Raw genomic sequence first — 16,070 nt, forward strand, 5'->3', positions numbered from 1 at the left:
TTGCAGTGAAAAATATTTGCAGTGAAATAGGGCTATTTTCATCAATATAAAAAATGAAATTAAGAAAAGTAAAATAATTATACACTATGCACTTTACTTTACATTCAAAATGGAAATAATGATAATAAATGTTAGGATGCAACTAACAGTAAAAAAGAGTAATATTAAAATGAAAAATATCATTCTGATGATTTTGATTGCAAACCTTTTATCGGCTTGTGCATTAGCACCAAAGCTCAAACAACCCAATGATAGGAACCGTGTGCCTATTAATAAAACAATCCCTGCCGAAATTAAGCGAGGAGACAGATGAGAAAGCAGTTTATTAAAACAGGAATGATTACCCTTTTGGCAGTGCTGAATCTAACTCTAACGTCTAACTTTAGTTGGGGTTCTGGGAATCAAGGTTCAACTGTTCAGTCTCCTTTCCCTTTTTCAAAAGAAGAATATCTGAAAATTATTGACTTGTTAAATCAACAAATCACAACAGCTAACGAGCAGATTGAAAAGGCGAAAAAAGTTCATCAGTCTATAACAGGAAGTAGAATACAAAAACCAACAATAGGAGAGAATCAGAGTTTTTTCTTACGAGGTTCGTCTATCTACCCAGACGCCCACGCAAACTTCCAGAACCCGGATGCTCTGCTATCCCACAATGATAATTATTTCAAAGAGCTTATACTTTCTACTCAGAAAGAAGAGCAAAGGTTCACCTTTTGGCACCTGCCCCTGGAGAAGATGCGCAAAATAATTAATACGCGTCTTAACTACAATGGAATTGTCGATAAAGCCGTAAGTTTGCAAACTTTCCAAGATGCAGAAAAGCGCTTTACACAAATTGCCAATTTCGTAAATGATATAGATCAAACAAAAGATTTAAGAGAAGTCTTCGAGCTGCAAACACGCATCAGAAATATGTCAGCCATGCTCCAAAATGAATATGCAAAGCTACAAATGGTCAAGAATTTAAGCAATAATGAAGAGCTTCTTATCGAAATACAAAAACGTAAATTGTATGGAAAAATTATAAACTCTGAAAACCGAAATGTGCCTGAAATAAAATTTAACTAATGAAGCTGTTTACAACATTTGCTTTTTTTCATGAAAACAAGGACCCATGCAGAGGGTTCAAGACTATCTCAACAATTCAGAACGGTACAGAGATTTTATCAAAACCAAAATACCGTGATGAAAATTTAAGCAATGTATCAATGCAAATGAAACGTCTAGCATTTATCGATGTTCCAAGGTGTTAAAGAATTAAAAATTCGTTAAAGAGGAATGCCATGAGCTTCACTGTGTTCACGCAACTTTTCAGTAAAATTGATCAGATAACAAAAACATATGTCGCGGATATTTCCTCAAAAGCAATTGTCACAATTACCCCCTTTGTATCAATCGGTCTTACAATCACTTTCCTCATCTATGGATGGCTTATCATTCGTGGCGCTATAGATATGCCACTCTCCGGATTTGTAAACCGTTTCCTGCGTATAAGTATTATTACTTCAATCGCTCTAACCACAGGACTTTATCAAAGTGACATTGCAAATTTGATAACTCAAATGCCCTATGATTTATCAAAAGCGCTCATGTCAAATCCGCTCACTGAGACACAATTAATGAACTTGCTTGACAAAACAGCAACTGGGGGATTTCAATATGCAGGTCGTCTCTTCGAAGAAACCGTCTTCTTCGAAGCCAATGGGCTACTTTACAGTCTCTTAGGTATCCTCATCTTGCTGGCAACAAGCTTCGTCGTCGCAATCGGTGGGGGGCTTGTTATACTGACAAAAATCGCTATTACGCTTCTCGTGGGACTTGGCCCATTCTTTATCACCGCTTTGCTTTGGCAACCAACCCATCGCCTTTTCCAGCAATGGTTAATCCAAGTCCTGAGCTATATAATCCTCTTTCTACTCTTAGCCACTGTCTTTAATGTGATGATGACTATCTTTGCAAACTATTTGGCTGATATGAAACTCGATGACCAACAAAATATAAGCTTCATGTTTGGGGGAGCGCTTATCCTCTCCATTATATCCATCATGCTGTTACTCAAACTATCAAGCATTGCCAATTCTCTCGCAAAAGGCATGACATTTGGACATCTATGGAAACATAAAAACTAGAGGATAACCAAAGGTAATGATTCCCCTAACAGGCACCCTGAATATCCATAGGACAAAATAATCAAGATATCCAATCTTGCAGTGAAAAATATTTGCAGTGAAATAGGGCTATTTTCATCAATATAAAAAATGAAATTAAGAAAAGTAAAATAATTATACACTATGCACTTTACTTTACATTCAAAATGGAAATAATGATAATAAATGTTAGGATGCAACTAACAGTAAAAAAGAGTAATATTAAAATGAAAAATATCATTCTGATGATTTTGATTGCAAACCTTTTATCGGCTTGTGCATTAGCACCAAAGCTCAAACAACCCAATGATAGGAACCGTGTGCCTATTAATAAAACAATCCCTGCCGAAATTAAGCGAGGAGACAGATGAGAAAGCAGTTTATTAAAACAGGAATGATTACCCTTTTGGTAATGCTGAATCTAGCTCCAGCAAATGCAGAGACAACAGTAAGTTATGAACCCTCACAATCCGATAACTCACACGTAAACGTACAGAATTCTGCTCCATCAGCAGAATATCTGGAGATTATTCAGCTCTTACAAAAAGGGGAAATTATTAAGCTCTTAACAAAACAGCTTGAGTTGAAAAAAGAGCAACTTTCACAAACAGAAAAAGCCTATCAGGCTATAACAAAGAGTCAGAAAACGGGATCTCAGAAAATAGATTTTCCTAGTTTTTTTCTTAAAGAGCCAGAAGCGCTCTACAAAAGAGATAATCTTTCAAGGGAATCATATCAAAAGATATTGGAGGATGAAAACAAAGTTTCTGGGAATTTTGGAAAAATAAGAAAAGCTATTTTTGCGCGTTTAAGCTTTTTGTCGATTCTCGATAAAGCTGTAACTTTAAAAAGTTTTGAAAATGTAGAAAGTCGTTTTGAATACCTCCAAAATCTATTCGACGAACTTCAAACAAAAGAAAACCTGAAAGATATTGCAGATCTTCAAGCACATATCGATGGTTCATTGGCTATGATCCAGAATGAATCCATAAAGATGCAAATGGTAGCGCATATACGTAACGCTGAGCAATCACTGATCAAAAGAAAAAGACGCGAACTTGATATGAAATTTTTTAACCATAACAAACAGAGAATGCCTATCATACGATGAAAACAAGGACCCATGCAGAGGGTTCAAGACTATCTCAACAATTCAGAACGGTACAGAGATTTTATCAAAACCAAAATACCGTGATGAAAATTTAAGCAATGTATCAATGCAAATGAAACGTCTAGCATTTATCGATGTTCCAAGGTGTTAAAGAATTAAAAATTCGTTAAAGAGGAATGCCATGAGCTTCACTGTGTTCACGCAACTTTTCAGTAAAATTGATCAGATAACAAAAACATATGTCGCGGATATTTCCTCAAAAGCAATTGTCACAATTACCCCCTTTGTATCAATCGGTCTTACAATCACTTTCCTCATCTATGGATGGCTTATCATTCGTGGCGCTATAGATATGCCACTCTCCGGATTTGTAAACCGTTTCCTGCGTATAAGTATTATTACTTCAATCGCTCTAACCACAGGACTTTATCAAAGTGACATTGCAAATTTGATAACTCAAATGCCCTATGATTTATCAAAAGCGCTCATGTCAAATCCGCTCACTGAGACACAATTAATGAACTTGCTTGACAAAACAGCAACTGGGGGATTTCAATATGCAGGTCGTCTCTTCGAAGAAACCGTCTTCTTCGAAGCCAATGGGCTACTTTACAGTCTCTTAGGCATCCTCATCTTGCTGGCAACAAGCTTCGTCGTCGCAATCGGTGGGGGGCTCGTTATACTGACAAAAATCGCTATTACGCTTCTCGTGGGACTTGGCCCATTCTTTATCACCGCTTTGCTTTGGCAACCAACCCATCGCCTTTTCCAGCAATGGTTAATCCAAGTCCTGAGCTATATAATCCTCTTTCTACTCTTAGCCACTGTCTTTAATGTGATGATGACTATCTTTGCAAACTATTTGGCTGATATGAAACTCGATGACCAACAAAATATAAGCTTCATGTTTGGGGGAGCGCTTATCCTCTCCATTATATCCATCATGCTGTTACTCAAACTATCAAGCATTGCCAATTCTCTCGCAAAAGGCATGACATTTGGACATCTATGGAAACATAAAAACTAGAGGATAACCAAAGGTAATGATTCCCCTAACAGGCACCCTGAATATCCATAGGACAAAATAATCAAGATATCCAATCTTGCAGTGAAAAATATTTGCAGTGAAATAGGGCTATTTTCATCAATATAAAAAATGAAATTAAGAAAAGTAAAATAATTATACACTATGCACTTTACTTTACATTCAAAATGGAAATAATGATAATAAATGTTAGGATGCAACTAACAGTAAAAAAGAGTAATATTAAAATGAAAAATATCATTCTGATGATTTTGATTGCAAACCTTTTATCGGCTTGTGCATTAGCACCAAAGCTCAAACAACCCAATGATAGGAACCGTGTGCCTATTAATAAAACAATCCCTGCCGAAATTAAGCGAGGAGACAGATGAAAACAAAACAAGCAAAACCAGTGAAAGCCGAACAACTTAGCAGTTATTACGAAGAAAGCCGTGGTCTAGAACGGGATCTGATAAGCGAATTTGTAAAGTCGCGCAGAACGGCGTGGCGTGTAGCAAGTGCGGTTGGTCTTTTGGGCTTATTCGGTATGATATGTGGCGTCATTGGATTTTCCCAACCAGCGCCTACACCTTTAGTGTTACGCGTTGATAATACGACGGGTGCTGTTGATGTTATCTCAATTATGCGCGAGCACGAAGAAAGCTATGGTGAAGTTGTAGATAGATATTGGCTCAACCAATATGTACTTAACCGCGAAACTTATGACTACGATACCATTCAACTGAACTATGACACAACAGCACTTTTAAGTGCATCTTCTGTTCAGCAAGAATATTATAAAATCTATGATGGGGAAAATGCACGAGATAAAATGCTTTCCAACAAAGCACGTATCACAGTTAAAGTACGATCAATCCAGCCTAATGGCCTTGGTCAAGCAACTGTACGTTTTACGACTCAACAACTTGACAGCAGCGGTGCTGCTACTGGACCAAAACAGCACCAGATTGCAACAATTGGTTATACCTATGTCGGTGCACCTATGAAATCATCTGCCCGATTGCTTAACCCCCTTGGTTTTCAAGTAACAAGTTACCGTTCTGACCCAGAAATACTGTTGAATGATTAAGGAATTGATTGTTATGAAAAAACTTGCATTCGTTGTTCTATTGTCTTCGTTTTCTTCTCTTTATACGGTACCTGTTCAGGCACTCAAAAGTCCATCAAATTCACAATATGATCACCGCATTCGCTATATAACTTATAACGAAGCCGATGTGGTTCAAATTGAAACAGTTCTTGGAGTAGCAACACATATTATTCTTGAAGAAGGTGAACAATATATCACTCATGCCTTTGGTGATTCAGAAGCCTATGCCTTTGCGCATAAAGGGCGGCATATTTTTATTAAGCCAAAAGCAGAACTTGCCAATACCAATCTCATCGTTGTAACTGACAAACGGAGTTACAAATTCCGACTACAATTTCGAAATGACCGTGCGGGATCAACCTATGAATTGGCTTTCCATTATCCCGATTCAACCGATGAAAAGTCAGAAGAAAACAACCGACGCCTTGCGATTGAACGTGGTTTTCACCAAAGCGTGAAGGGCTATAATCTCAGTTACACCATGAGCGGTCATCAAGATATTGCTCCGATCAATGCTTGGGACAATGGGCGTATTACTTACTTCAAGTTTCCTGCTAACATGGATATGCCATCGATTTATGTCGTAGATGCTGAAGGGAATGAAAGCTTAATACCACGTACTGTTGTCGGTAGTTCTAATGATATTATCGCCGTTCATAAAGTTAATCCTAAATGGCTCATACGACTTGGTAAACGCGCGCTCGCTGTTTTTAATGAGGCCTATGACCCCCATGGTATACCAAACACAACTGGAACGGTATCTTCGGTAGTTTATCGTATCAATAAAGGAGGAAAATAATGTTTGACAATAAGGAAGGAGATGAAAAAGGTAGAAAACTGGACAATATAGAGCAAAAACATATTGAAGATGCTTATGGGAGCTCCGAACTGGGTTCAGATCATCGTCCGACAATTCCAGGGACCCGTGCATTGTTAATTGTAGGACTTATTGTCATAGTAGCGGTACCAATTGCTTTAACTTGGAAAGCTTTAAAAATGGGTAATACCGTGGAAGTAGAGGAAGAAAAACCACAACAAACGGTACAGCAAATTATACCGAGCTATATCCCTCGGGTTATAGAAGAGCCAAAACCTGTAGAAGAAGAAAAACCAACACAAACTGAAGATTCAAGCCTAGATATTTCACCAGCCTTAGCTAAACTTCTTCAAACAACCATTCCCCCACATATGCTCCAAGATTCTGAAGAATTAGCGCGTAAGCGTATGCTTAGTTCTAGTCTTAACAATGGTGGGAGTGAAGGATCTACGTATACAGACAATAAAACATCGAATGATGACAGTGGTGCATTAAATCTCCAACCTGTACGTTTAGGTCAATCACATGCAGCGCAACTTCATAACCGTGATCTCTTAATTACACAAGGAACGCAAATAGATTGTACATTAGAAACAAAAATCATCACGTCACAACCAGGAATGACGACATGTCATTTAACACGGGATATTTATTCTACAAGTGGTCGTGTTGTTTTGCTTGACCGTGGTTCTAAAGTCGTTGGTTTTTACCAAAGTGGCTTACAGCAAGGACAAACACGTGTGTTTGTACAATGGTTACGCATTGAAACCCCTTCTGGAGTTATTGTCAATCTTGACTCACCCGGTACAGGTCCTCTTGGTGAAGCGGGTATTGGTGGCTGGGTTGATAGACACTTTTGGGAGCGATTTAGTGGTGCAATTATGGTGAGTATCATCGGTGATTTAGGAGAATGGGTGAGAGGTAAAATCAATAAAAGTAGCAAAGAAGATAAAGAGAAATCACAACCTCAAGGTGCTCAGAATGCTGAATCGATAGTAGCCGATGTTCTTCAAAATTCCATCAATATCACACCAACTCTTTACAAACACCAAGGCGAACGAGTGAATATTTTTGTTGCTCGTGATCTGGATTTCAGCGATGTCTACAGTCTCGTCACACGTTAATCCAATACAAAAAGATCAAGCTGTTTCTCAGCTTTTGCAACCGCTTGATCGTTTCTTAGAAGATCCGAAGATCACTGAATTATCGATCTGCCGCCCCTGTGAAGTATGGACAAAAAGCTTCAACGGGTGGCAGGTCCATAGCGTACCTGAGTTAACAACAGTTTTTTTGCAAACGCTTATTACAGCGATTATCGTTTATAACGGAATGGCTCCCAGAAGTATTAATTATGTGCTCTTGCCTGGTGGACAACGTGGTACAATTATCCAAACGCCAGCTGTCGTTGATGGTTCTCTTTCCTTTGTGATTCGTAAACATTCCCTTATCGTTAAGACGTTAGAAGAACTCAAAGAAGAAGGGGCTTTTGATAATTTTTCTGATGTAAGTTTTAACAAACCTTCAGCAAAAGAAGCCAATAACTTGTTATCGAAGCATGACTTCACGCGGTTGGAACCATTTGAAGTTCAGCTCTTACAACGTAAACGTGAAGGAAAAATTCTTGAATTTTTGGAAGAATGCGTCCTTCACAAACGCAACATTATCATTGCCGGCAAGACAGGATCGGGGAAAACAACATTTGCCCGCTCGCTCATTGAAAAAGTCCCTGTAGAAGAGCGTATTATCACGATTGAAGATGTTCATGAACTTTTTCTACCCAATCATCCTAATCATGTAAATATGATTTATGGTAACAATGTAGGTCGTGTTTCAGCTGAAGAATGCTTAGATGCCTGTATGCGTCAATCGCCTGACAGAATTTTTCTTGCTGAATTACGAGGCAATGAAGCATGGGAATATCTCAATTCACTCAACACAGGTCATCCTGGATCGATTACAACGACGCATGCCAACAGCGCTTTGCAGACATTTGAGCGCTGTGCCACCTTGATTAAAAGATCAGAAATTGGCCGCCAACTCGAGATAGAAATGATCAAGATTGTTCTTTACACAACAGTTGATGTCGTGTTGTTCTTTAAAGATAGAAAGCTTTCTGAAATCTTTTACGACCCGATTTTTGCTAAATCAAAAATCGCTTAAATAAGGATTACACTCTCGATAAGAGCACACAAATAAAAAAAGCCGTAACCAATTGTTACGGCTTTTTATTGAATATTCCTCTTCTCTTTGCTTCTCAAATGTATTTTCTACACTCTTCATGAACAAAAAAAGAAAAAAGCGAACAGATAAAAACTTCAAAAGAAAACAAAATCGCATATGAGGTTTTATTCTTTTATCTTTGTTCATTCTCTCGATTTATCTTTTAAAAATGTATACTTAATGCAAAAGAGAAAAAATAAATTTTGATTCGCCTATCAATAAGAACTTCATGAAACAGATACCGATCATCACCAATAATTATCATCATCAAGACAAAAGCTTATTTTAAGCGATCAATAAATATTTTTTAAATCAAACAATCTCCAGATACAGAGAACCCAATATAAGTATAGTATCATTCTGATTGAGCATCTATAAATCACATTTCATTCGGGAATAAAAAGTATAGTGACATATCGATCTTCCTCGGAAGAAGAAAGATTCTTATCCTATACTAGCTTGTAAACAATCAAATTTCTCTAAAGAAAGCTTTGCTAACCATATCACGTGGGACTCATATCCCCAGCCCAAAGGATTAAACTTCTCAACCCAAACTGATCTTTAACTCTCTGTCTCTTTGCCTAGCAGGGTCAACTTTTAACCACTTTAAGCACCACATCGCAAATGACGGTATTTTACAGCACAACCAAATAAATACATAAAGAATAACGGATCATATCATTAATAATTGTAGAGCTCTCTTTTATATTAAGAAATGTATTTTATACTGAAAAATAAGGATTAAACTTATATAAATTTGATATCTCCTCAAAAGCCTTTTGGGCTCTCTAATAAATTCAAATCGTTTGACGTTATAATAGTTTTAAACAACTCCCCCTTAATTATATAATCTATCAGAATAATAGAGAGTGGATTTTATGCTCTCCGATTTTGAGAACTATAAATTTTGTTTTTTTAATGTACTTAACAATCGAATGCCTAAAACAAAATATGACCTTTAAATATATGGGATGATGATATCAAAAGCCCTCAATCACTGCATATCAGCAGTATTTTCGATATTATAATAAACGTATCGTAAAATTACGAACTATCGTCATTCCTTTATTATTTCATTTGAATAATTTACATGCGTTATAATGTTTGTATTATTCTGTGTCTTTTTGCCCTATTGTAAGATAAGCTTTTTTATAAAAAACGATTAAGTGAATCATACATTAAAGTGAAAATTTTGATACAGATTTAATGCAAATAAAAACACACAGGATATTATTTTTACATAACATGCTGTTTTAAGTATCTATTTTAACCGAAAGACTCATGTTTTTTTTAAGCAATAATAATTATGTTGACCATCTTATGGAAGCCAATGGGCTCTTAGAGATTAAATCTCTAAAGGCACATACTATTTCTAACCTTAACCTTCACTTTCATGAAGGCGTTATTTTTAAAGGCGACGTTCAACCATGAGTTTTTTAATTTCAGCAATCGCTTTTGCTGGATTTAATCCTTTTGGACAAGTTTGTGCACAATTCATAATCGTATGACAGCGATAAAGGCGGAAAGGATCTTCTAAATTATCCAGACGTTCACCACACATCTCATCACGTGAATCAGCAATCCAACGATAAGCTTGGAGCAAAACAGCGGGCCCCAAATAACGATCACCATTCCACCAATAACTTGGACATGATGTTTGACAACAGGCGCACAAAATACATTCATAAAGACCATCAATTTTTTGGCGATCGGAGTGACTTTGTAACCACTCTTTTGCAGGTTCAGGCGAAACAGTTTGCAACCAAGGTTCAATGACTCTGTGTTGAGCATAAAAGCGCTTTAAATCAGGAACCAAATCTTTCACGACTGGCATGGAAGGCAAAGGATAGACCTTAATGGGGTGCTTTACATCATCCATACCTTTGGTACAAGCCAATGTATTGGTTCCATCAATATTCATCGCACAGGAACCACAGATGCCTTCACGGCAAGATCGACGCAGTGTCAAAGTCGGGTCAATATGGTTTTTAATGAACAAAAGCCCATCAAGAATCATAGGACCACAAGCAGAACGATCCACATAATAGGTATCCAGATGGGGATTTTCCTCATCATCAGGCGACCAACGATACACGTGAAATTCTGTCAGTTTTGTAGCACCTTCAGGTTTAGGCCAAACCTTTCCTGGTTTTACTTGAGAATTTTTGGGAAGTTTAATTTGTACCATATTTCATTCTCCCCTTAATAGACCCGTTTTTTAGGTGCAATGCGCTTTAAATCGATTCCACCATCAGCTTCAGATGTTAATGGCTCCACATGGACAGGTCGATATGATAACGTCACCTTACCTTCTTTTGATAAATGTGAAAGGGTATGTTTTCGCCAATTTTTATCATCACGCTCTGGATAATCTTCACGGGCGTGAGCACCACGGCTTTCTAAACGTGCTGCCGCAGAATGAACAGTCATGATCGCATTTGCCATGAGATTTTGAAGCTCTAAGGTTTCAACCAAATCAGAATTCCATATCATGGAACGATCTGTGACTTTAAGGTCAGACAATTCCTCCCAGATTTTATTCATCCGTTGGCATCCCTGTTGCAAAGAATCTTCTGTACGGAAGACTGCTGCATCTTCTTGCATGGTGCGTTGCATTTTCTCACGCAATAGAGCTGTTGGTATCGCTCCCTGTGCAAAACGTAAACGATCAAAACGTGCCATAATTTCGTCAACAGCTTCTTCATTCAAAGGCGGAATTTCTGCATTCCGATCAATAACTTCCCCCGCACGAATGGCAGCAGCACGCCCAAACACCACAAGATCAATCAATGAATTTGATCCCAAGCGGTTAGCACCATGAACAGAAGCACATCCCGCTTCACCCACTGCCATCAGTCCTGGCTGAATACGATCAGGCGAATCAGCTGTTGGATTGAGAACTTCTCCGTAGTAGTTGGTAGGAATCCCGCCCATATTATAATGAACCGTTGGCAAGATGGGGATCGGTTCTTTTGTGACATCCACCCCTGCAAAGATTCGGGCGGATTCAGAAATCCCTGGTAAACGCTCGTGTAAGATTGCAGGATCAATATGATTGAGAACCAAATGAATATGATCCTTCTTAGGTCCAACGCCACGCCCTTCACGAATTTCAAGCGTGATACAACGTGAAACCAAATCGCGTGAAGCCAAATCCTTAAAGGAAGGAGCATAGCGCTCCATAAAGCGTTCACCTTCAGAATTGATTAAATAGCCCCCTTCCCCACGAGCACCCTCTGTAATGAGACAGCCAGAACCATAAATGCCTGTAGGATGGAATTGCACAAATTCCATATCCTGAAGGGGTAATCCAGCCCGTGTGATCATTCCACCCCCATCACCCGTACAGGTATGCGCCGATGTTGCAGAAAAATAAGCACGTCCATAACCACCAGTTGCAAGAACAACCATCTTAGCAGAAAAACGGTGTATTGTACCATCATCGAGATTCCACGCCACAACCCCCGTACAAACCCCATCGGTCATGATAAGATCGAGTGCAAAATATTCAATAAAAAATTGCGCATTATGCTTTAAACTTTGTCCATAAAGCGTATGCAAAATGGCATGGCCTGTACGATCTGCTGCAGCACAAGTCCGTTGAACAGGTGGACCTTCACCAAATTGTGTCGTATGTCCACCAAAGGGACGTTGATAAATTTTGCCTTCTTGCGTTCGGGAAAAAGGAACGCCATAATGTTCTAATTCATACACAGCAGCAGGGGCATTACGCACCAAATATTCCATTGCATCGGTATCGCCCAACCAATCAGAGCCTTTCACGGTATCATATAAATGCCACTGCCAATTGTCAGGTCCCATATTTGAAAGCGATGCGGCAATTCCCCCTTGTGCTGCAACCGTGTGTGAGCGAGTTGGAAAAACCTTCGTGATACAAGCTGTCTTTAATCCTTGTTCTGCCATACCCAGTGTTGCACGTAATCCTGCACCACCTGCCCCAACAACAACAACATCAAATTTATGATCTACAGTGTGATAAGGAGCGTTACCTGCTTTAGCGCCCAAAGATGATCTTGTACCCGCCATATTTGTTTAACCCCCTAATGCAATTTTTAAAAGAGAAAAAATAATGACACCGCCCATGAAAAAACAAAATAAAATATTTAATGTTAAAAAGAATAACCGGAAACCTTCGCGTGGAATATAGTCTTCAATCACCACCTGCATAACAAGTTTCATATGATAAAGGACTGAAAGAGTCATCAATCCCATCAAAATAGCCACAATAGGATGTGCAAGCCTTGCACGCACAATACTATAGTCCTTGCCCACAAGCGAAAGAATAAGAACAATAAAAAAGATTAAAAGCGGTAGATTAATAAACCCTGTTAAACGTTCTCGCCAAAAATGCTCTGTACCTTCATGCGCACTCCCACGCCCTCGTACTTTTCCAAGTTCCGTTCGAAAATCTTTTTTCATGGCTCTTTTTACCCCCAGCTAAACAACGGTATACCCAATAATCCAAATTGCAAAAGTAACAATAAGAGAAATAAACACTGTCGCCCAAGCAGTAACTGTTGCCTTTTCTTTTGCCAAAAGGCAAGGCTTCAGATCCCACACAATGTGGCGAAGCCCACCAACCATGTGATGGACTCCTGCCAAAGTATAAAGAAACAAAATACACAATCCAAACCAAGAACTATAAATCTCGCGAACTGTTCTAAATACCTCCTCGCCACATGCAATAGCCATTAACCAAACAGCAAAAAAAATCGTTCCAACATAAAGGGCCATACCCGTGATGCGATGTGCAATGGACATGGCCATAGTAATTGTCCAACGATAAATACTTATATGAGGGGAACGAGGGCGTTCTTTTATCCTAGTTGTCTCTATCATAAAATATCCTGACCTGGTTTTTGCAACCGCAATGAACGAGAAAGTTCGCACGAAACGACCCGATACATTATCTCGTTTTTACTTATTTGGCATCTCAAGATACCGATATTACAGGTCGGTTATCTCAAATAACGGATTAAAGGTCACGCACAAAAAAAACCGATCACTCCACGGATATGATCCGTAAAACTCGCTTTAATTTAATACACTTTCATCTTAACGTCAAAGGTCTAACAGCTTTTATCAAATATAAACAGACATTTTTTTAAACTATACTTACTCCGTTTGAGTATCCACGACATGTGCAATGATACCCTGCGCTTCATCCATTATTAAGAATAAAAAAGAGACAAAATTTGGATAGATTAAACATTTTTATGCCCTCTCTAAGCCTTTTAAATGACAACACGAATCATAAAAGACACAACTAAGCAGCATAAAAGCCGCTTTTGCATAAAGTTTAACCGATATAATTTTTACTCAGCAACGTGCATTTCAACATCTGCGCTTACAGAGGCTGTTTCTACTTTTTCAGCTTTTTTTCGATAATCTCTCTTTTCAGCAATACGGGCGGCTTTACCTCTCAGACCACGAAGATAATAGAGTTTTGCTCGACGCACTTTACCACGACGCACCAGCTCAACAGCTTCAATCAAAGGAGAATAAACAGGAAAGACACGTTCGACCCCTTCACCATAAGAAATCTTGCGGACTGTAAAGGTCTCATTCAACCCACCGCCGGAACGCGCAATACACACGCCTTCATAAGCCTGAACACGCGTCCGCGTACCTTCCGTCACACGCACCATAACACGGACTGTATCTCCTGGTTTAAAGGCTGGAAATTGGCGTTTTTCTTCAATTTTTGCACATTGTTCAGCTTCAAGCTGTGCGATAATATTCATTTTTTAATCCTTCATGTTCTTTATCGAACAGTCAGAGCGCTCAACTCTTACCCAAAAAGCCTTGTTCTACGAAAAGATGCTCTTTAGGCTATGCCTTATTACAGGAGCGAATACACCATTCCTTCATTTTACTTTTGGAACTATAAACAACCTTTTATTCAAAATTCTCTCAAAAAGAGAGCCATGCAATACACCACCTTATCCTATGAATCAAGTTTTCTGACGATTTTTATCATACTGCACATAAAGATCAGGACGACGTTGACGTGTTAACAATTCGGCTTGGCTTTGACGCCAATCTGCAATCGCTTTGTGATGCCCTGAGGTTAACACAGGCGGAATCTCTCGTCCTTCGAAAAGAGAAGGGCGCGTGTATTGGGGATGTTCCAGCAAACCATTTTCAAAACTTTCACACTTTGCAGAAGCTTTATTTCCCATCACGCCGGGGAGAAGACGGATAATAGCATCTAAGATAACCAGTGCGGCAGTTTCACCGCCTGAAAGAATATAATCACCAATAGAAACTTCTTCTAATTCCCGTGCTTCTATAACTCGCTCATCAACGCCTTCAAACCGTCCACAAACCAATGTTACGCCCGAATCACCAGCCAAACGACGTGCATAAGCTTGATCAAAAGGCCGCCCACGAGGACTCATCAATAATCTTGGCGAATCCTGTGGACAATGATCAATCGCAGCTGCCAAGACATCTGCCCGCATCACCATACCAGCCCCCCCACCAGCAGGTGTATCATCAACGCTATGGTGTTTATCCAAAGCAAAATCTCTAATCTGCACTGTCTCCAGTGACCAAATTCCGCGCTCTAAAGCTTGCCCTGCTAAAGAATACCCTAAAAAACCAGGAAACATTTCAGGATAAAGAGTTAAAACGCGCGCTTGAAATTTCATTTTTGTTTTTTCATCCTCATTTTATTCAACAAACTCTTTTAAAGTCAAAATTACACAAACCAATTCCATATAACGCTATAGCGTTATATGGAATCTTCTTAACCTGCAACCTATTCAATAGGGTCCTTTTCATACTTACACTTTCAAAAAAGGCTCTAAAAATTCAGGAATATCTCAAGATAAAATGCTTACAATATCTGCTCAAAAGTATTCTCTTAATCTTTGCATACTTTTCACTTTTTATTGATAAAATTCGCCAGTTATTTTTTACTTTCATCTTTATTTTCTTAGATTCAAGCTATTTCGTTACTGATCATTTTCTCTCCCACTGCTCAGGCCAGCCGCCATGGGATCAACAATAAGAAAACCAGAATCCATACAAATTTCTGGTACCGCCACCTTACTAAAAGGAATAAGTACTCTTTTGCCTGTATTCAAACCTATTTCAAGCAAATCGCCAGCCCCGAAATTATAAAAACCACACACTTCCCCTAAGACTTTTCCCCCACAATCTTGAACACGCAGTCCTATTAAATCAATTTGATAAAACTCATCCTCGCCCAAATCATCACTCAATTGATCACGCATCACATAAAGGTGAATCCCTTTCAAAGACTCGGCATCATTACGATTATCGATCCCTTTAAAATGTACAATCGCGTTATTTTTTTGTGTGCGAAGAGTTACAATTTCATAAGAACGCCCCATATCATCATAAAGAGTTCCGTAAAATTTGAAACGCTGTGGCTCAGCACTTAAAATTTTAACAAAAACTTCCCCTTTTATACCATGAGGCATACCAATAATGGCAAGATAGACTTTATTTTTAAGCTTTTCTTTATTATACTTCATACAAAAAATTATCTCTCAAAAGTGAACCCTCAATCTTAATCATTTCTATTCAATCTTGTTGCCATATGAGACAATCTTCCCCAAAGACCTTTCTTGGTAACAAAAACAAAT

Annotated in this window: 18 protein-coding genes; 11 read left to right on the plus strand and 7 right to left on the minus strand. The window is 38.6% G+C overall.

Going from position 1 to position 16,070, the window contains the following annotated elements:
• The first annotated feature begins 169 nt into the window (after nt 1-169).
• The 11 genes from NNJ85_RS08150 (at nt 170) to virB11 (ending at nt 8,373) form a co-directional block, all read left to right on the plus strand.
• Entirely contained in the window at nt 170-313 is a 144-nt protein-coding gene (locus tag NNJ85_RS08150) for a TrwH protein (RefSeq protein ID WP_254475109.1), read from the plus strand.
• Entirely contained in the window at nt 310-1,071 is a 762-nt protein-coding gene (locus NNJ85_RS08155; protein WP_254475111.1) for a type IV secretion system protein, read from the plus strand. The genes NNJ85_RS08150 and NNJ85_RS08155 overlap by 4 nt, the downstream gene beginning before the upstream one ends.
• Before the next feature lie 215 nt (nt 1,072-1,286).
• The gene (locus tag NNJ85_RS08160) at nt 1,287-2,132 is read left to right on the plus strand and encodes a type IV secretion system protein (RefSeq protein WP_254475101.1); all 846 of its coding nucleotides are present in this window, start codon (nt 1,287-1,289) and stop codon (nt 2,130-2,132) included.
• A 245-nt stretch (nt 2,133-2,377) separates the two neighbouring features.
• On the plus strand, nt 2,378-2,521 hold the full coding sequence (locus NNJ85_RS08165) for a TrwH protein (protein WP_254475109.1): 144 nt from the start codon (nt 2,378-2,380) through the stop codon (nt 2,519-2,521).
• Nucleotides 2,518-3,261, plus strand: coding sequence for a type IV secretion system protein (locus NNJ85_RS08170; RefSeq protein WP_254475113.1), 744 nt, complete (start codon nt 2,518-2,520; stop codon nt 3,259-3,261). Before NNJ85_RS08165 ends, NNJ85_RS08170 begins: the two co-directional genes overlap by 4 nt.
• A 181-nt stretch (nt 3,262-3,442) precedes the next feature.
• Entirely contained in the window at nt 3,443-4,288 is an 846-nt protein-coding gene (locus NNJ85_RS08175; protein ID WP_254475101.1) for a type IV secretion system protein, read from the plus strand.
• Nucleotides 4,289-4,533: 245 nt separating this feature from the next.
• Nucleotides 4,534-4,677 carry a TrwH protein gene (locus NNJ85_RS08180; protein ID WP_254475109.1) on the plus strand — a complete coding sequence of 48 codons (144 nt, stop codon included), beginning with the start codon at nt 4,534-4,536 and terminating at the stop codon, nt 4,675-4,677.
• The gene (locus NNJ85_RS08185) at nt 4,674-5,375 is read left to right on the plus strand and encodes a virB8 family protein (protein ID WP_254475115.1); all 702 of its coding nucleotides are present in this window, start codon (nt 4,674-4,676) and stop codon (nt 5,373-5,375) included. The genes NNJ85_RS08180 and NNJ85_RS08185 overlap by 4 nt, the downstream gene beginning before the upstream one ends.
• Before the next feature lie 13 nt (nt 5,376-5,388).
• A complete protein-coding gene (gene virB9 / locus NNJ85_RS08190) occupies nt 5,389-6,195 on the plus strand; it encodes a P-type conjugative transfer protein VirB9 (protein ID WP_254475117.1) in 807 nt (268 codons plus the stop codon).
• Complete coding sequence (gene virB10, locus NNJ85_RS08195) at nt 6,195-7,337, plus strand: type IV secretion system protein VirB10 (RefSeq protein WP_254475119.1); 1,143 nt, start codon at nt 6,195-6,197, stop codon at nt 7,335-7,337. The genes virB9 and virB10 overlap by 1 nt, the downstream gene beginning before the upstream one ends.
• Nucleotides 7,312-8,373, plus strand: a complete 1,062-nt coding sequence (gene virB11, locus NNJ85_RS08200) for a P-type DNA transfer ATPase VirB11 (protein ID WP_254475121.1) — start codon at nt 7,312-7,314, stop codon at nt 8,371-8,373. The genes virB10 and virB11 overlap by 26 nt, the downstream gene beginning before the upstream one ends.
• A 1,468-nt stretch (nt 8,374-9,841) precedes the next feature.
• Here virB11 and NNJ85_RS08205 read toward each other — a convergent pair.
• From NNJ85_RS08205 to rimM, 7 genes are all read right to left on the minus strand, one after another.
• A complete protein-coding gene (locus tag NNJ85_RS08205; RefSeq protein WP_005774220.1) occupies nt 9,842-10,621 on the minus strand; it encodes a succinate dehydrogenase iron-sulfur subunit in 780 nt (259 codons plus the stop codon).
• Between the two features lie 14 nt (nt 10,622-10,635).
• Entirely contained in the window at nt 10,636-12,480 is a 1,845-nt protein-coding gene (gene sdhA / locus NNJ85_RS08210) for a succinate dehydrogenase flavoprotein subunit (RefSeq protein WP_254475123.1), read from the minus strand.
• 6 nt (nt 12,481-12,486) lie between these two features.
• Nucleotides 12,487-12,873, minus strand: a complete 387-nt coding sequence (sdhD, locus tag NNJ85_RS08215) for a succinate dehydrogenase, hydrophobic membrane anchor protein (protein ID WP_254475125.1) — start codon at nt 12,871-12,873, stop codon at nt 12,487-12,489.
• Between the two features lie 18 nt (nt 12,874-12,891).
• Nucleotides 12,892-13,293 (minus strand): succinate dehydrogenase, cytochrome b556 subunit, encoded by a 402-nt coding sequence (gene sdhC / locus NNJ85_RS08220; RefSeq protein WP_254475127.1) that lies wholly within the window; start codon nt 13,291-13,293, stop codon nt 12,892-12,894.
• A 476-nt stretch (nt 13,294-13,769) separates the two neighbouring features.
• Nucleotides 13,770-14,198, minus strand: coding sequence for a 50S ribosomal protein L19 (gene rplS, locus NNJ85_RS08225; protein WP_254475129.1), 429 nt, complete (start codon nt 14,196-14,198; stop codon nt 13,770-13,772).
• Nucleotides 14,199-14,408: 210 nt separating this feature from the next.
• Complete coding sequence (gene trmD / locus NNJ85_RS08230) at nt 14,409-15,107, minus strand: tRNA (guanosine(37)-N1)-methyltransferase TrmD (RefSeq protein ID WP_254475131.1); 699 nt, start codon at nt 15,105-15,107, stop codon at nt 14,409-14,411.
• A 306-nt stretch (nt 15,108-15,413) separates the two neighbouring features.
• Entirely contained in the window at nt 15,414-15,959 is a 546-nt protein-coding gene (gene rimM, locus NNJ85_RS08235; RefSeq protein ID WP_254475133.1) for a ribosome maturation factor RimM, read from the minus strand.
• Between the last annotated feature and the right edge of the window lie 111 nt (nt 15,960-16,070).

This window comes from Bartonella sp. B1098 (genome assembly GCF_944896145.1).
Classification (GTDB): domain Bacteria; phylum Pseudomonadota; class Alphaproteobacteria; order Rhizobiales; family Rhizobiaceae; genus Bartonella.